Here is a 16,241-nt window from a genome sequence, read left to right on the forward strand (position 1 = left end):
GGATCCGCGCACCGCGCTACCGTCCCCAGTTGTCCCGCCGCGACCGGTAACGCCACGCGACGGTCCTCAGGTCACCGGCAACGCCGCGCGACACCCCTCGGGTCACCGCCAGCGCGCGTGCCGAGGAAACAGCGCCCGCCCCGCCTCATGCGCCACCTCTACCAGGACGCGCGCCAACCGGGCGGTATCCAGAGCCGTTCGCTCCCCGCCGATTTGGCCGGACAGCGACAGCGCCCCCACGGCCGCCCCCCGGCCCCGAATCGGCACGGCCACGCAGGCGATCCCAGTGACCGACTCCTCGTTGTCGATGGCAACACCCTGCCGGTGCCGGATCCTGGTCAGCTCACGATGCAGTTCCGCCTTGTCGCAGATGGTGCGCGGCGTCAACTGCGGCAACCGGTCCCGGAACGATGTCTCGACAATGCTCGGCTCCAGCGAGGCCAGCAGCGCCTTGCCGAGCGCCGTGGTGTGCGCGGGCATCCGTCCGCCGAGGCGGGTCGGGACGCTGGCGGTAACCCGGCCACCGGCCTTGTCCAGGTACAGCACCTCGCGCCCATCGAGTACGCCGAGATGGCCGACCATGCCGGTCCGTTGACACAGATCGTGCAGCAGCGGACTCACCACATCGCGAATCTCGTTGTGGTCGGCGGCGAGTCCGCCCAGTTCGAGCGGACGCAGGCCGAGACGGTAACCGCCGGGCGCGTGCGCCAACCAGCGCAGCCGGATCATCTGGTCCAGAATCCGGTGCACGGTAGACCGGGGCAGGCCGGTGCGCTCGGCGAGACCGAGCAGCGTCAGGGTCGGCGTCGAACCGTCGAAAGCGTCTAGGATCAGCGTCATCCGCTCGATCATGGATACCGGCGTCTGCGCGGGCCGAGTGGTCGGTCGACCCGAACCCGACAACAGCTGTTCGGACTGCGGGCCGGTCAGCACCTCGACCGTCATGGCGCACCTCCATTGTGTAGCGCATCTAGCTTAGAAGTATTTCGATTAGGCATGTCCGTTTTCGGCATACCTGTTCGTGTCCCCCATCACAGTGCCGTCGCGCGGACAACCCGGAATCCCGAAAACTACGTAGATCGCTACGGATCTTCTCGGTAGCCGGAATCCGTTGTTGACAGCCCCCCGAGCGCGCCGCTTACCTTCATGGCGAAACGGAATATTTCTAGTAGAAACTAGGAGCGCCATGGCCGTCGTGATCGACTTCAAGGCCGTCCTCGGCCGGTTCGCCACCGGAGTCACCGCGATCACCGCCCTGGACGGCGCCGAACCCGTCGGGTTCGCCTGCCAGTCCTTCTCCGCACTGTCCCTCGATCCGCCCGCGGTGGCCCTGTTCCCGGCTAGGACCTCCACCACCTGGCCGCGGATCCGGACGGCCAGCAAGTTCTGCGTAAACGTGCTCGCCGCGGATCAGGAGGATGTGTGCCGACAGCTCGGCCGCCGCGGTGCCGATAAATTCGACGGCCTCGACTGGCAGCCGTCCCCCAATGGCTCACCACTACTGGCCGGATCGATCGCGTGGATCGATTGCGAACTCGGCGGCGAACTCGACGGCGGCGATCACACCATTGTCATCGGCAATGTCACCGCGCTCGGCGCGGACCGCGATGCCGACCCGCTGTTGTTCTACCGCTCCGGATTCGAGCGCCTTACCAGCGTTTGAGCTGGCTCCCGACCAGTGGGACGCCGCCTTTCGGCAATGGCGGACACCGCCGAACCATCGAAGCACAACGACACGGACGACGAACGTGGAGGACCAATGAGCCCGGCGAACACCGACGACCAGGTGCGCGTGATCGACACCGGCGCCCCGCCGACCCGATACGCCCGCGGCTGGCACTGCATCGGCCTTGCCGACAGCTTCCGCGACGGTAAACCGCACACCATCGAAATCTTCGGCACCGAACTGGTGGTATTCGCGGGTGAGGACGGCGCGCTGCACGTGCTCGACGCCTACTGCAGGCATATGGGTGGCAACCTCGGCGACGGCACCATCAAGGGCGACACCATCGCCTGCCCGTTCCACGACTGGCGCTGGAAGGGCAATGGCCGGTGCGCCGCGATCCCCTATGCCCGCCGGGTGCCCCCGCTGGCCCGCACCAAGTCCTGGGTCACGATGGAGCAGAACAGGCAGCTGTTCGTCTGGAACGATCCGGAGGGCAATCCGCCGCCCGCGGATGTCGCGATCCCCCGGATCGACGGCGCGTTCAGCGACGAGTGGAGCGACTGGACCTGGAATCAGATCACCATCGAGGGCGCGAACTGTCGCGAGGTCATCGACAACGTCGTCGATATGGCGCATTTCTTCTATGTGCACTACGCCTTCCCCACCTACTTCAAGAACGTCTTCGAGGGGCACGTCGCCAGTCAGTACATGACCTCGATCGGCCGCGAGGATATGCAGGGTGAACTGGCCAAGGAAGCGGGCGGACAGAACACCCTGCATTCTGAGGCGCATTACTACGGCCCCTCCTACATGATCGATTACCTGGTCAACGAATCCAACGGGCAGACAGTCGAATCCGTGCTGATCAACTGCCACTACCCGGTCTCGCCCACCAAGTTCGTGCTGCAGTACGGCGCGATCGTGAAGAAGCTGCCCGGACTGTCGGCCGATGAGGCCGAGGCGATGGCGGTGCGTTTCGCCAATGGACTCGGCCGCGGTTTCGAACAGGATGTGGCGATCTGGGAGCGCAAGACCCGCATCGACAATCCGCTGCTGTGCGAGGAGGACGGACCCGTCTATCAGCTGCGGCGCTGGTACGAGCAGTTCTACACCGATATCGCCGAGGTGGAACCGAAGATGACCGACCGCTTCGAATTCGAGGTCGACACCACCCGCGCGATCACCGCGTGGGAGGCCGAGGTCGCCGAGAATCTGGCCGCCCAACGCGCGGACGCCTGATCGGACCTGTGATGGATTGCGTCACCTGCCACGCCTGCCGAAATCAGGTGTCCGTGGTCAAATTCAGCCCCGCGCATACGAGTGTGCAGTGGAGTTCGGCCGCTCGCTCGCACTGTGCCGAGTTCGCCCGCGATGGCGGCGGGCCGGTGCGCGGATGCGCGGCATTGCGGGACAGCATCGAAAAGGCTGTCACCGCGGGCGAAGTCGGGTTGAGCACGCGTGATGGGGATCTGCTGTGAGCGCGGCCGAAACGCTGCGGGTGGTTCGCGTGATCGCCGAAACCCACGACGCGGTGTCGCTGGAACTGGTCACCGAATCGGGTCGGCCACTGCCCTATCGGCCCGGCCAGTTCCTGACACTGCGGATACCCAGTGCCCGAACCGGTTCGGTGGCGCGCTCGTACTCGCTGTCCAGCGCACCGCACGAGGACGGACCGCTCAAGGTCACCGTCAAACGGACCGAAGGCGGCTACGGTTCGAACTGGTTGTGCGATAACGCCGTCGCGGGCACGACCATCGATAGTCTGGCGCCCGCTGGAGTCTTCACACCCGCCTCGCTCGATACCGATCTGCTGCTGCTCGCGGCGGGCAGCGGGATCACGCCGGTGCTGTCCATCCTGAAGTCGGCGCTGGCGCAGGGTTCCGGCCGCTGCACCCTGATCTATGCCAACCGCGACGAGAACTCGGTGATCTTCGCCGACGAACTGCGGTCGCTGACCGCCGCCCACCCGGATCGCCTGGTCGTGCTGCATTGGCTCGAGTCCGTGCAGGACTTGCCCTCGGTGCGCACACTGACCACCCTGGTCGCGCCGTGGTCGGACCGCGAGGTATTCGTCTGCGGCCCGGTGCCTTTCATGGACGCCGTGGTCGAGGCGTCCGGCAATCTCGGCGTGGACCCCGCGCGCGTGCATGTCGAGAAGTTCGTTTCGCTATCGGGCGACCCCTTCGCCGAGGTCGACGACGACACCGGCGACGCCGCGCGCGTCGAGGTCGAACTCGACGGCACCACCAACGAATTTTCCTGGCCGCGTACTACAGTGCTGCTCGATCTACTGCTGGCCCGCGGCGTCGAAGCACCGTACTCCTGCCGTGAGGGCGCCTGCAGTGCCTGCGTCTGCCGGGTCGTCGACGGCGAAGTGAAGCTGCTGCGCAACGAAGTACTCGAACGCGAAGACCTGGCCGACGGCTATGTGCTGGCCTGCCAGGCGGTGCCGGTCACCGACACGGTCCGGATCACCTATGAATGAGGAGAACATCCCTATGGGCATTATCAGCTCGCTCGGCTATGTGAAGGTCGCAGTCAGCGATCCGGCGGCCTGGCGCACCTTCGCCTTCGATGTGATCGGCTTCGCCGAGGGCACCGGCCCGGATCCGGACGCCATCTACCTGCGCATGGACGAGCACGTCGCGCGCCTGGTGCTGGTGCCGGGCGAGACCGACAAGGTGCTCGCCATCGGCTGGGAGGTGCGCGACCACCGCGCACTGGCCGCGGCACGAGAAGCGGTGGAGAAGGCCGGAATCGAGGTAACCGCACTCACCGTGGCCGAGGCGGATGCCCGCAGCGTGGAGGAGGCGATCACCTTCCGCGATCCCTCCGGCACCACCGTCGAGATCTTCCATGGCCCGGTCCTCGACCACAGCCCCGTCGTCGGAAAGTACGGCAACCGTTTCGTCACCGAGGGGCTCGGTCTCGGCCACGTGGTGCTGCCGGTGCCCGACCTCGACGGCGCGTTCCGCTTCTACACCGACGTTCTCGGCTTCCTGCCGCGCGGCGCGTTCCGGCTGCCGACGCCGCCGGAATACGGTCCGGTCCGCATCCGCTTCCTCGGTGTGAATCAGCGTCACCACAGCCTGGCGCTGATCCCCTCCGGCGGTAAGGAGGGTTCGGGCCTGGTGCACATCATGGTCGAGGTCGACCGTCTCGATGATGTCGGCCGTGCACTGGATCGGGTGAACAAGGCCGGATACCACCTGTCCTCGACGCTGGGCCGACACACCAACGACAAGATGATCTCCTTCTACGTCCGCACGCCGGGCGGCTGGGATCTGGAATTCGGCACCGAAGGCGTGCTGGTGGACGAAACCACCTACACCGCAGAGGAAATGACCGCCGATAGCTATTGGGGTCATGACTGGGACCGCGGCTGAATCACCGTAGATAAGGACAATTGAATTGAGCGACAACCAGTTCGGCCCCACCCGGTTCGGATTCTTCATCGCCCCCTACCATCCGCTCACCGGCAACCCGACCCTGCAACTCCAGCGCGACCTCGCACTGATGCAGCTGGCCGACCGTCTCGGCTTCGCCGAGGCCTGGGTCGGCGAACATCATTCGGCCGGACTGGAGATCATCGCCGCGCCCGAAGTTTTCCTCGCCGCCGCGGCCCAGCGGACCAGCCGCATCCGGCTCGGCACCGGCGTGAACTCCCTGCCCTACCACCAGCCGATGATGCTCGCCGACCGCATCTGCCTGCTGGATCACCTGACCATGGGCCGGACCATGATGGGCGTCGGCCCCGGACAGCTGGCCACCGATGCCGCCATGATGGGCATCGACCCGGTCCGCCAGCGCGACATGATGCACGAATCCATGGACGTGCTGGTACGCCTGCTGCGCGGTGAGACGGTGACCGCCGAAAGCGACTGGTATCACCTGAGCGAGGCCCGCCTACAACTGCTGCCGTACCAGGTCGAGGGCCTGGAAATGGCGGTGGCCTCCACGATTTCGCCGTCCGGTGCGGTGCTGGCGGGACGACACGGCGCCGGTCTGCTGTCCCTGGCGGCCTCCGATCCCAGCGGATACGATGCGCTGCTGCCGAATTGGCAGGTCTATGAGAAGACCATGGCCGAACACGGCCATACCGTCGATCGCGCCAAATGGCGGCTGGTCGCGCCGATGCACATCGCCGAGACCCGCGAACAGGCAATGCGCGAAGCCGAATGGGGCGTCGGACATCTCGTCGACTACATCGAAAAGCTCAGCGGCCGTATCGCTCCGTGGAATGCCTCGGCCCGCGCCGCCGTCGAACAGTGGACCGGTGAAGGCTTCCCCGCCTTCGGCCGCGCCACCATCGGCACCCCCGAGGATGCCATCGCGACCATCGAGAAACTCGCCGAACAGTCCGGCGGCTTCGGCACCTTCCTGCTGCTCGGACTGAATATCGCGGACTGGGACGCCACCCAGCGTTCGGCCCGGCTCTTCGCCGAGCAGGTGATCCCGCATTTCACCCGCGCCAACCGCAATCGCACCGCCTCGCTGGAATGGGCGCATGCCAATAGCGAACGGATGATCGGCGGCCTGACCGCGGGCATTCAGAGCGCCTTCGAAAAGTACGGCCAGACCTTGGCTTCCGCACTGGGCACCGAGGAGACCAACTGATGCGCGCGGTGGTGATGCGGGCCAGCGCACTGGTCGTCGACGAGGTGCCGGAGCCGGTACCCGGACCCGGTCAGGTCCTGGTCGAGACGATCGCCTGCGGTATCTGCGGATCCGATAAGCAGGCCTTGGACTACACCGACGAATTCCTGCAGGCCTCCCACGACAGTGGTGTCCCCACTTTTCAATTCGATCCCGATCGCGATGTCGTCATGGGCCATGAAATCGCGGCACGGGTGGTCTCGGCCGGACCGGATACCCCGCATACCGAGGGACAGCTGGTGGTGGCCCTGCCCTGGGCCATCGATCATGCGGGCCAGATCCACGGTGTCGGGTTTTCCAATGAATTCCCGGGCGGCTACGGCGAGCGCATGGTGTTGCAGGCCATGGCCTTGGAACCGATTCCGGATTCGGTCGCACCGCACGTCGCCGCGCTCACCGAACCGCTCGCGGTCGGCTTCGGCAATGTCGCGCGCACCGGGATCGGTCCCGGCGGCTCCGGCATCGTGATCGGTTGCGGCCCGGTGGGTTTGGCTGCGGTCGCCGCGCTGGCCGAGCGCGGGGTCGCCCCGATTGTCGCCTCGGATCCGTCGAAGCTGCGGCGCGACACGGCATTGCGGCTCGGCGCGCACCGCGTTGTCGACCCGGCGGTCGCGGATCCGATCGAGGTCTGGCGGGAGGCTGCCTCCCCCGGCCAACTCCTGCACGTCTGGGTCTGTGCCGCGGTGCCCGGCATGATCAACGAGCTGATGTACAAGGTCCCGCGCCAGACCACGATTCTGCAGGTCGGCGCGGTGATGACCGATGATGTCATCCGCCCGATCGTCGGCATCTACAAGGACATCTCACTGCAAATGTGCATGGTCTATCCGCACGAGGAGTATGCGAAGACCCTGCACCGCATCGCCGACGGCACCATCGATGCCGCCTCGCTCATTACCGATCAGGTCGGGTTGAGCGGCGTCGCCGGGGCCATCGACGCACTGCGCAATCCGGACGACCACATTCAGATCCTGGTCCGTCCGGATCTCTGACCGACCCGGGCCGTATCGTCGAGGACGGCAGTCGAAGGCGACGAAGGGGCTGGTCATGGCATTGCGTACCGATCTCACCGAGATGTTCGGCATCGAGCACCCCGTCATGCTGGCCCCGATGGGTGGCGTGGCGGGCGGCGAGTTGGCCGCCGCGGTTTCCGAGGGCGGCGGATTCGGCCTGATCGGCGCCGGCGGCGGCGATCCGGATCTGCTCGATCGGGAATGCGGGCTGCTCGCGGTCCGCACCGAAAAGCCCTGGGGCATCGGACTATTGAGCTGGGCCACCGATCTCGACGCGGTATTGCGAGTTGTCGAGCGCCGCCCGGCGGCGATCATGCTGTCCTTCGGCGATCCCACACCGTACGCGGATGCCGTACTGGCGGCCGATATTCGCCTGCTCGTTCAGGTGACCACCACGGATGAGGCCGCCCGCGCCCTCGACGCGGGTGCGCACGTCCTGGTCGCACAGGGCGGCGAGGCGGGCGGACACGGCGGCGAGCGCGGCACGCTGCCCTTCGTACCCGCCGTCGTGGATCTGGCGGGGACGGTGCCGGTGCTCGCCGCGGGTGGCATCGCCGATGGTCGCGGGCTCGCCGCCGCACTCGTCCTCGGTGCGGCCGGTGCGCTGATCGGAACGCGCTTCGAGGCCACACCCGAAGCCCTGATATCCGCCGAACAGGCAAAGGCTATCGTCGAGGCCGATGCCGGTGACACCGAACGCAACCGGATCATCGATATCGCGCGCGAATCCCCGTGGCCCGCCGAATACACCGCCCGCACGCTGCGCAACCGCTTCCTCGACGAGTGGCACGGCCGCGAAGCCGAACTCGCGGCCGATTCGATTGCGCGACAACGGTATCGAGACGCGACCGAGCGGGGCGATCTCGACTGTGTGCCGACCTGGGCAGGCGAAGCGGTCGGCCTCATCGGCGGCCTGGAATCGGCCGCCGATCTCGTGGGCCGGATCAGCGGCGACGCCGAGCAGGTGATACGGCGTGCCGCGGGACGCTGCCGTTAGTCGACTCATCCTCGGTCATGGCGTGTAGCCATTCGCGGGTGTAGCGCTCGGCCAGCAACGGTAGGAAGTTGTCGATGGTGGCGTGGCCCGCGACGTGGTCGTAGGCCGACAGCAAGCACTGGTCGACGGTTTCATCGGGGACTCCGTCGAATTCGCGCTCCAATCGGCGCGCGGCGGTACGCAGTGCCAACTTCTGATCGATGGACGGATCGTGGTGTTCGTGTGGGGTGCGACCTTCGGTCATGGCGAACTCCTGGCCAAGATGAACTTGCGATGCGATGGGCGCAGCGGGGCGCGCCGACTACTGCGTCCACCATTCGGATACCCGCTGCATCCGCGCGAACACCCGCAATTGCGAGGCGGATCCGGTGCTGTTCCCGGCGCGGATTCCGCGCTACCCTTTCGGCATATACCAACAGCCTCGTGGAGGTGGTCGGAATGCTCGGCGAGAATCTGATGTGGGTGGCACCGCAGGTGTGCACGTTGTCCACCGAACAGCAGCCATGGCGCGTCGGTGAGTTCGCACTCCTGTTCGCCACGGCGCTGCGCAAGATCGAGCGCTCGGCGCCGACCCTGCTCCGGCTCGAACTCGATGCCGCGGCCACGGCGAGCGCGCAAGATCTCGCGGCCCGCGAATCGAGCTGCTGCGCCTTCTTCAGCTTCACGTTCACCCCCGCCGAGCCGGGCGCGGTATTCATGGATATCCAAGTGCCACCCGCCCACATCACGGTCCTGGACGGCCTCGCCGCACAGGCCGCGGCCGCACAGCCGACGGCCCCATCGGGCGGCTAGAACAAGTTCTTGTTTTGCCGCTCCTCGAGTGCCAAGCTGAACGGATGGATCTCGACGCCATCGAAGCCGTCCGCCAGCTCAAGTACCGCTATTTCCGGACACTGGATCTCAAACAATGGAACGACTTCGCGGACACCCTCGCCGTCGACGTCGCCGGTCGCTACGGCACCCATGCCATGGGCGCACCGCTGACCCTGGACGGCCGTGACGCCGTCACCGCGTTCATGCGCGAGAACCTCGGCCCCGCCATCGTCACGACCCATATCGCCAACCATCCGGAAATCACCGTGGACGGCGATACCGCAACGGGCTCTTGGGCATTCGAGGACACCGTGATCGCCACCGAATACGGTGTACTGATCCGCGGCGCGGGCTACTACACCGACAGCTATCGCCGCGACAGTGACGGCCGCTGGCGCATCACCGCGACGAGCTATCAACGGATCTACGAGTCGATGCAATCCCTCGCCGACACCCCCAGCTACCAACTCCTGTCCAACATGTGGGCGGCTGAGACCCCGAAATAGAACAGCCGATACGGTGGATCCGCTATGGCCACCATCCACCATGAAATTCTGATCGACGTCGACCCGGAGCACGTATGGGCGGCCCTGCGCGATGTCGGGGCAGTGCACGAACGCCTGCTGCCCGAATATGTCGTCGATACCCGCATCGATGGCGACATCAGATTCTTGACCATGCCCGGCGGCAATGTGATTCGCGAACTCATCGTCACCATCGATGACGAGGCACGCAGACTGGCCTACTCGGCTGTCGAGGGCTTCCAATTGCCGCTCACCCACCACCACGCCTCGTTCCAGGTGCTCGATGCCGAAGACGGTCGCAGCGCCCTGGTTTGGGTCACCGACGTGCTGCCCCACCATGCCGCCGACCAGGTGCGGCCGCGAGTCGAGCGCGGCGCCCAGGTGATGAAGGCGACCATCGAACAACACCATCCAGCCTGAGAGCCAGCCAACCAGCCCACCTCACCCCGAAAACACGCCATCATGAGCCGAGAATGCGCTGGTGCGGATGCGTTCTCGACGTTTGCCTGCGTGAGCGCATGGTGATCGCTTGTCCAAGCGCTACACGGCATGCCGGGTGAGGGTGGGATTTGGGTCCAGTATTTGGCGGGTGGCACTCGACTGGGGCGGGTCGTGCGCGGAGTGTGTCAGGTATGTCTTCGCTTGCGCCCGATGAGTTCACGACCGAGACCGCCTATCTGAACACCGCTTCGCACGGATTGCCGTCCGCGCGCTCATTGGCGGCGCTGCAGGAGATCAACGCGTTCTGGGCGGCGGGTCGTGGCGCACCGGCGACGCGGGACGACCTGGTACCCGAATTGCGGGCCGGGTTCGCGCGACTGCTGGCGGGCGCTTCGGTCGACGATATCGCGCTGGGCGCGACCGTCGCCGGGCTCATCGCGCCGGCGGTCGCCGCATTGCCGCCGGGTGCGGAAGTATTGCTTGCGGAAGGTGAATTCTCCTCCGTCTCCATGCCTTTCGTGCATCGCGGCGATCTGGCCGTGCGGTTCGTGCCATGGGAGCGCATTGCCGAAGAGGTGCGTCCCGAAACGGCGTTGGTCGCGGTCAGCGTCGTGCAGTCCAAGGACGGCCGGACCACGGATATGGCGGTGCTGCGCGCGGCCACCCGGGCGCACAATGCCCGACTGCTGGCCGATGCCACCCAGGCCGCCGGATGGGTGCCGCTGCGTTTCGACGACGCCGACTACTGGGTGTGCGCGACATTCAAATGGTTGATCGGCGCACGCAGCATCACATTCTTCGCCGCCGCACCGGAAGCCGCCGCCGAGCTGCGCCCGATCAGCCCCGGCTGGTACGCGGCGGCCGACCGCTGGGCCGAACTGTACGACCCGATCGCACTGTCCAGCACCGCCCGACGATTCGACTCCACTCCGGACTGGCTCGGCGTCATCGCAACGCTGTCGGGTCTGTCATTGATCGAGGAGCTGACCATCGACAAGATCGGCGCCCACAATCGCGAACTCGCCGCCCGATTCCGAACCGGGTTGGCAGAGTTGGGTTTCCAGTCGATACCCGCCGATTCGGCGATCGTCTCGGTGCCCGGCGCGGGCGACGCCGCAGCCCGTCTCGAAGAAGCGGGCATCATCGCATCCGCCCGCGGCGGCGGCCTACGCTTCTCCTTCCACCTCTACAACAGCGCCGACGATATCGACCGCGCCCTGACCGCCCTAGCCGAGCGCTGACCGCCGCACCCTCTTTCGGCCACCGCACCCCTTGGGTTTCAAGGGTTGATTGCAACACCTGCTATTGAACGAGTGTTGCTATGGACTAGGTCTCCCGCACTGATCGCATGAGCGCAGACTAACCGCTCTGTCCGACACGCAATGCAATCCGCCCCGCCTCCCGAATCGGAGGCGGGGCGCAGCCGGACCCCGGACGCTGTGTCCGGATTACCGGACTTACTTCTCCAGCTTCTCCAGCATCCAACTACCGACGGCGTACATGTCGTCAGCGGGGATGCCGCGCGTGTAATGCAGGGGCGGGGTTATCCAGCGTCTCCGCCGCCATCCGCTGGCCGGACGGATGACCCACCCGCCGTATTCGCGGTGAGGATTCCACTGGTTCTCCCCGGTGTAGCCGGGCTCGCGGGCAACATGCCGAAACCGGTAGTAAAGGTTGCGGCGCAGCCAGAACCAGCGACCCGACCAAGTGGCAGGGCCGCTGCTGATATCGCCATGGAGCAGCTTCATCGAGGTCAACCTAGCACTGGATGAAGGTGGGCGTCGTCTCCTTGGGGACCTCATCCGTCCCGGTGTCCCATGTAGCCCGCATGACGATCTTGCCCCACCACACGCCAGGGACGCAGTCCAACGCCATCGCAGCGACGTTGAGGTGCGGGCTGGGGATTTGCGTGACCACGACGTGGTCGCCCTTCGGCTGTGGGTTGCTGGTGCCCGATCGATGCCATAGCTGCAACTCGATGCGGAATTGGAGAGGGGCGGGATTGCATTCCACGTCGGCGTGCGTTCGACGCGCTGCTCACTGCGAAGTCGATCGCACCGGCGCAGACCCGATACAACCCAATGGTTCACGAGACCGCCCGAGCGCTTGCTCGCGCTGAGGCCCGCGCCGTCGACAGCGTGCACGGGTTCGCCGTGTGGTGCGGGATTGCCCAGCGACTCTAGGCGGGCAAGCCCTTTGCGACAGCCGGGGCTAGGAACTCGACGCGGAATGACGCGACGTATTCGCTGCGCTTGTCCAGGAACTGCCGAGTGTGCGGCTGCCGCTCATGCTCCTCGAACGCATCGCGGTCGCGGTACACCTCATAGAAGATCCGCGAGAGCGGTTCACCGTCAACGGTGTTGGTTGCGTAGACCAGCGTGCCGGGTTCGTTTTCGATGATGCTCTTGACGGTCTCGGCGACGAGCTGGTCGAAGGCTGCCGCCTTGTCGACGTCGAACAAGTCGAACTTCACCACGAGTGCAAACATTGGGCCACCGTATAACAGACGGCAGGCAGTGCTCGGCGGTTAGACGCGCTACAGGCATGTCGGCTACTGAGTTTCGAAGTGAGGTGAGGGGTGGCACCGTTTGCGGTGCCACCCCTCGGTGTGTTCGATGGAAGTTGTTGCCCGCGTTGGTGTGTGGGTGCGGGACGTGGGCCCGCCCGCACCATTCGAGATAGAACCCAGTAGGGGCTCGCGGTACCGGCGCGCTATCCGCGTTCGGTCAGGGACGCGATCAGCGGGGACTTGGCGTTGAGGGTGATCGCTGTAGCCGGAGTGGGGTCTGGGTTCTCGATGGTCAACTCGAATCGCCGCATGATGGTCGACAAGGCGAGTTGCATTTCCATCATCGCGAACGCGTTGCCGATGCAGAGGTGTCCACCCGCACCGAAGGGCAGGTAGATGTTCCGGTCACGACCGGCGACCGCGTCGGGTGCGAAGCGGTCCGGGTCGAAGGTGTCCGGCTGATCCCAAACCTCGGGGTTGCGGTGTGCGTGATAGTAACTGAACATCACCGGAGTGCCTGCCGGGATGAGGTGGCCCCCGATCTCATCGTCCTCGCGGGCGCGGCGTTGTCCCATCCACGCCGGTGGCATCAGCCGCAACACCTCCTCGATCACCTGCTTGTTGTAGGCCAACGCGGGCAGGTCGGTCATGGTGGCGTGACCGCCGGGCAACGCGGTGTCGATGTCGTCGCGCAGCCGCTCACGCACCTCCGGATGCAGTTGCAGCAGCAGAATGGCCGATGTCAGAGCCGAGGCGCTGGTTTCGTGACCGGCGAAGAGCATGGTGACGACCTCGTCGCGCAACTCTTTGTCGGTGAAGTTCTCGCCGGTCTCGGCGTCGGTGGCATTGATGAGCATGGCCAGCAATCCGCCGTTGTCGTTGTCGCGGAGCTGGTCGATCACCGAGTAGACGATGGCATCCATCTCGCCGAGCGCCCGCCAGAAGCGGCGGTGGCTCGGAGTTGGAAACTGCAAGGGGATCAACGGCATCCGGATGAACTTTCCCAGCTCGTCGTTCACCCGCTGTGCAGCGCTGGAGAAACCGGTCACCTCTGGTCCCTGCGGATCCATCCCGAACAGAGCCCGCACCACGACCCGCAAGGTGAAGTGGCCCATCTGCTCGCCGACATCGATCGTTCGGCCAGCTCGGGCGTGCTCGGCCCATTCGTCGCACATGGCGTCGATCTCGGCCACCATGATCTCGCTGAGCGCGTTGATCTTCTTGTGGTGAAAGGCAGGTTGCACGAGGCGCCGGTTATGTCGCCACTTGTCGTGGTCGGCGATGGTCGCCAGCCCGCGGCCCGCGAACAGCTCCAGGATGTCGTACATCTCGGTCTCGCGGGGGAAGTTCACCATGCGTTCCTGCAGGATGTACTTGATGTGGTGGGGATGTGTAACGCCGACCATGCCCCCGTTGATCAGCTGGAATCGAAACACGTCACCGTACTGGGACCTGGCGTCGGAGAGGAACGCAATCGGGTCGGTGAGAAAGCGTTTGGTGTTGCGGAGGCGGCCAGTGACCATCGGGGGCAACTCACGGACACTGGTAGAGGTAGACGTCACGGCACCAAGTAAAGCTGATGGCGCAGAACTCGCCACGGTTGGCAAATGCGCACGAAACGACTGTCTACGGTTCTGCCAGTGTTCCGCAATGTCCTTGTCGGCGAAAGCGATACGGAAGCTCGTAGGTTTTGGGTTGGTTCGCGCCCCTAACGGGCCCTACCTAGGGTGCGGAGCATCGGGTTACGCTGGTGGGCGGGTTGCGGGGGCGGTGATCAGCGGCAGGTCAAGGGCGGTGAGGATGCCCGCTGGGGCTTGGACGACCGCTGGGACCGCGTTGACGATGCGCATGGCTGTGGCCAGTAGTGTCGCGTGGTTGTGGTCGCCATTGCGGCTGGAGGTGACCAGGTCCATGGCGTAGCTGGGTTCGCCGGTGATCTCGACACGGTAGGAGCCCTCGTGGTGGGCGGGTTGCGGCCAGTCCGGGCACAGGTCGGGGCGCAGGCGCGTGACGTGTTCGAGTACCGTCACGACCTGGTCTCCGACCATGCCGCGCACCTCGAAACGCAGTGCGGCCGCGGTTCCTTCGGCGATATGGCCGGTGGCGATATCGAAGGAATCCGGCGCGGGAATGCGTTCGTAGGTCTGGGTGACGGCGTCGAGGGTGACGCCGATGCCCGCCGCCAGTTGGCGCACGGTGCCGCCCCAGGCCAGCGATAACACCCCGGGCTGCAACAACATCGGGATCTCGTCGAGCGGTTTGCCGAAACCCATGATGTCGAACATGACCTCACGGTTGTCGTAGCTGGCATAGTCGACGATCTCCAGACACCGCAGGTGGTCGATACGCAGACAGGTGCCAGCGAGCGCCAGCGGCAGCAGATCATTGGCGAAGCCGGGATCGATGCCATTGACCCACAACGACGAATTCCCTTGCGCCGCAGCCTCTTGGATCGGCTTCAACAGCTCATCCGGCAGCACACCGTAGGGGTACTGGAAGAACACCGGCGCACACGCGACGACATTGATTCCGGCGCTGAGCAGCCTGCGCAGATCCTCGACCGCCTCCAGCAGACGGTTGTCGGTCATCGAGCAATACACGACGCAATCGGGGTTCGACGCCAGTATCGCCTCGGTATCGGTCGTCGCGGTCACACCGACCGGATGATCCAGTCCGGCAATGGTTCCCGCGTCAAGCCCGTCCTTCTTCGGACCCGATACCCACACCCCGGTCAATTCCAGATCCGGATTCGCGATCACACCGGCCAGTGCGTGCGCTCCGACATTGCCGGTGCCCCATTGGACTACGCGATAGGTCATGACAGATCCGGAAGTGGCAGGTCGAGATTGGGCGCGATCAGACCGCCGTCGGGTTCGAGCACCTTGCCGGTGACGTACTTTCCGGCCGGCGACACCAAATACAGTGCGGCGGCGGCGATATCCTCGGGTTCACCGATGCGGTGCAGCGGTGTCTTCGCCTCCAGCTCCGTGCGCATGGCATCGTTGCTCGCCACGATCTCCAGCGCGGAGGTCAGAATCGAGCCCGGTGCGATGGCATTCACCCGGATGCGTGGATTCAGGTCCATTGCCGCCAGCCGGGTGTAGTGCGCCAGCGCCGCTTTCGCCGTTCCATAGGAGACGAACGCGCGACCGGGCAGGCGGCCCATGGTCGAGGTGATATTGAGAATCGAACCGCCACCGGCGGTTTCGAGAATCTTCGGCACGGCGGCACGCACCAGCGCGTGCGCATTGGTCACATTGAAGTTGAACGCCTGCACCAGCGCGTCCGGCGTGGTGTCGAGCAGCGGGCACGGCAGCGCGCCGCCGACATTGTTGACCACGATATCCAGCCGTCCGAAGCGTTCGACGGCCGCGTCGGCCAACCCGGCGGTCGCCTCGATATCACTCAGGTCCGCGGGTACCACGTGGGCCTGCCGGCCCGCGGCCGTCACCTGTTCGGCGACGTCGTCCAGCTGACTCTTGGTGCGGGAAGCGATGACGACATCCGCGCCCGCCTCCGCGAAGGCCACCGCTATCGCCGCGCCGAGGCCGCGCCCCGCGCCGGTGACGACGGCGACCTGTCCGTCGATTCGGAATCTGTCCAGAATCATGCGCACTCCACA

The 16,241-nt window shown here is 65.6% G+C and carries 20 protein-coding genes; 12 read left to right on the forward strand and 8 right to left on the reverse strand.

Features of this window, described 5'->3' with window-relative positions:
* Positions 1 to 102: 102 nt before the first annotated feature.
* Positions 103 to 945, reverse strand: coding sequence for an IclR family transcriptional regulator (locus ACQP2D_RS26395; RefSeq protein ID WP_433678598.1), 843 nt, complete (start codon positions 943 to 945; stop codon positions 103 to 105).
* Between the two features lie 241 nt (positions 946 to 1,186).
* Here ACQP2D_RS26395 and ACQP2D_RS26400 point away from each other — a divergent pair, with 241 nt between their 5' ends.
* The 8 genes from ACQP2D_RS26400 (at position 1,187) to ACQP2D_RS26435 (ending at position 8,332) form a co-directional block, all read left to right on the forward strand.
* The gene (locus tag ACQP2D_RS26400) at positions 1,187 to 1,663 is read left to right on the forward strand and encodes a flavin reductase family protein (protein WP_433678599.1); all 477 of its coding nucleotides are present in this window, start codon (positions 1,187 to 1,189) and stop codon (positions 1,661 to 1,663) included.
* 96 nt (positions 1,664 to 1,759) lie between these two features.
* Positions 1,760 to 2,905: a Rieske 2Fe-2S domain-containing protein gene (locus ACQP2D_RS26405; RefSeq protein ID WP_433678600.1), complete on the forward strand. Its 1,146-nt coding sequence runs from the start codon at positions 1,760 to 1,762 to the stop codon at positions 2,903 to 2,905.
* 53 nt (positions 2,906 to 2,958) lie between these two features.
* A complete protein-coding gene (locus tag ACQP2D_RS26410) occupies positions 2,959 to 3,144 on the forward strand; it encodes a hypothetical protein (RefSeq protein WP_433678601.1) in 186 nt (61 codons plus the stop codon).
* Positions 3,141 to 4,151, forward strand: coding sequence for a 2Fe-2S iron-sulfur cluster-binding protein (locus ACQP2D_RS26415; RefSeq protein WP_433678602.1), 1,011 nt, complete (start codon positions 3,141 to 3,143; stop codon positions 4,149 to 4,151). Before ACQP2D_RS26410 ends, ACQP2D_RS26415 begins: the two co-directional genes overlap by 4 nt.
* Before the next feature lie 13 nt (positions 4,152 to 4,164).
* A complete protein-coding gene (locus ACQP2D_RS26420) occupies positions 4,165 to 5,052 on the forward strand; it encodes a VOC family protein (RefSeq protein WP_433678603.1) in 888 nt (295 codons plus the stop codon).
* 25 nt (positions 5,053 to 5,077) lie between these two features.
* Entirely contained in the window at positions 5,078 to 6,283 is a 1,206-nt protein-coding gene (locus ACQP2D_RS26425) for an LLM class flavin-dependent oxidoreductase (protein ID WP_433678604.1), read from the forward strand.
* The gene (locus ACQP2D_RS26430; protein WP_433678605.1) at positions 6,283 to 7,314 is read left to right on the forward strand and encodes a zinc-binding dehydrogenase; all 1,032 of its coding nucleotides are present in this window, start codon (positions 6,283 to 6,285) and stop codon (positions 7,312 to 7,314) included. The genes ACQP2D_RS26425 and ACQP2D_RS26430 overlap by 1 nt, the downstream gene beginning before the upstream one ends.
* A gap of 55 nt (positions 7,315 to 7,369) precedes the next feature.
* Positions 7,370 to 8,332: an NAD(P)H-dependent flavin oxidoreductase gene (locus tag ACQP2D_RS26435; protein WP_433678606.1), complete on the forward strand. Its 963-nt coding sequence runs from the start codon at positions 7,370 to 7,372 to the stop codon at positions 8,330 to 8,332.
* On the opposite strand, the gene ACQP2D_RS26440 is transcribed toward ACQP2D_RS26435, so the two are convergent.
* A complete protein-coding gene (locus tag ACQP2D_RS26440; RefSeq protein ID WP_433678607.1) occupies positions 8,280 to 8,576 on the reverse strand; it encodes a three-helix bundle dimerization domain-containing protein in 297 nt (98 codons plus the stop codon). The two genes, ACQP2D_RS26435 and ACQP2D_RS26440, sit on opposite strands and share 53 nt — an antisense overlap.
* Positions 8,577 to 8,755: 179 nt before the next feature.
* Between ACQP2D_RS26440 and ACQP2D_RS26445 the strand changes: the two genes are divergently transcribed.
* The 4 genes from ACQP2D_RS26445 to ACQP2D_RS26460 all read left to right on the forward strand — a co-directional run bounded on the left by ACQP2D_RS26445 (position 8,756) and on the right by ACQP2D_RS26460 (position 11,351).
* Entirely contained in the window at positions 8,756 to 9,124 is a 369-nt protein-coding gene (locus ACQP2D_RS26445; RefSeq protein WP_433678608.1) for a hypothetical protein, read from the forward strand.
* A gap of 44 nt (positions 9,125 to 9,168) precedes the next feature.
* The gene (locus ACQP2D_RS26450) at positions 9,169 to 9,651 is read left to right on the forward strand and encodes a nuclear transport factor 2 family protein (RefSeq protein ID WP_433678609.1); all 483 of its coding nucleotides are present in this window, start codon (positions 9,169 to 9,171) and stop codon (positions 9,649 to 9,651) included.
* A gap of 24 nt (positions 9,652 to 9,675) precedes the next feature.
* Positions 9,676 to 10,089, forward strand: coding sequence for an SRPBCC family protein (locus tag ACQP2D_RS26455; RefSeq protein ID WP_433678611.1), 414 nt, complete (start codon positions 9,676 to 9,678; stop codon positions 10,087 to 10,089).
* Positions 10,090 to 10,301: 212 nt separating this feature from the next.
* Positions 10,302 to 11,351 carry an aminotransferase class V-fold PLP-dependent enzyme gene (locus ACQP2D_RS26460; RefSeq protein ID WP_433678613.1) on the forward strand — a complete coding sequence of 350 codons (1,050 nt, stop codon included), beginning with the start codon at positions 10,302 to 10,304 and terminating at the stop codon, positions 11,349 to 11,351.
* Between the two features lie 216 nt (positions 11,352 to 11,567).
* Here the strand turns inward: ACQP2D_RS26460 and ACQP2D_RS26465 are convergent, their stop codons facing one another.
* The 6 genes from ACQP2D_RS26465 to ACQP2D_RS26490 all read right to left on the reverse strand — a co-directional run bounded on the left by ACQP2D_RS26465 (position 11,568) and on the right by ACQP2D_RS26490 (position 16,229).
* Positions 11,568 to 11,858 carry a hypothetical protein gene (locus ACQP2D_RS26465; protein WP_433678614.1) on the reverse strand — a complete coding sequence of 97 codons (291 nt, stop codon included), beginning with the start codon at positions 11,856 to 11,858 and terminating at the stop codon, positions 11,568 to 11,570.
* Positions 11,859 to 11,868: 10 nt separating this feature from the next.
* Positions 11,869 to 12,027, reverse strand: a complete 159-nt coding sequence (locus tag ACQP2D_RS26470) for a hypothetical protein (RefSeq protein WP_433678615.1) — start codon at positions 12,025 to 12,027, stop codon at positions 11,869 to 11,871.
* Positions 12,028 to 12,289: 262 nt separating this feature from the next.
* Positions 12,290 to 12,598: a putative quinol monooxygenase gene (locus ACQP2D_RS26475; RefSeq protein WP_433678616.1), complete on the reverse strand. Its 309-nt coding sequence runs from the start codon at positions 12,596 to 12,598 to the stop codon at positions 12,290 to 12,292.
* 224 nt (positions 12,599 to 12,822) lie between these two features.
* Positions 12,823 to 14,181, reverse strand: coding sequence for a cytochrome P450 (locus tag ACQP2D_RS26480; RefSeq protein WP_433678617.1), 1,359 nt, complete (start codon positions 14,179 to 14,181; stop codon positions 12,823 to 12,825).
* 180 nt (positions 14,182 to 14,361) lie between these two features.
* Positions 14,362 to 15,438 carry an NAD(P)H-dependent amine dehydrogenase family protein gene (locus ACQP2D_RS26485; protein ID WP_433678618.1) on the reverse strand — a complete coding sequence of 359 codons (1,077 nt, stop codon included), beginning with the start codon at positions 15,436 to 15,438 and terminating at the stop codon, positions 14,362 to 14,364.
* Complete coding sequence (locus ACQP2D_RS26490) at positions 15,435 to 16,229, reverse strand: SDR family oxidoreductase (protein WP_433678619.1); 795 nt, start codon at positions 16,227 to 16,229, stop codon at positions 15,435 to 15,437. Before ACQP2D_RS26490 ends, ACQP2D_RS26485 begins: the two co-directional genes overlap by 4 nt.
* Positions 16,230 to 16,241: the final 12 nt, after the last annotated feature.

Source organism: Nocardia sp. CA-119907 (assembly GCF_050955995.1).
Taxonomy (GTDB): domain Bacteria; phylum Actinomycetota; class Actinomycetes; order Mycobacteriales; family Mycobacteriaceae; genus Nocardia.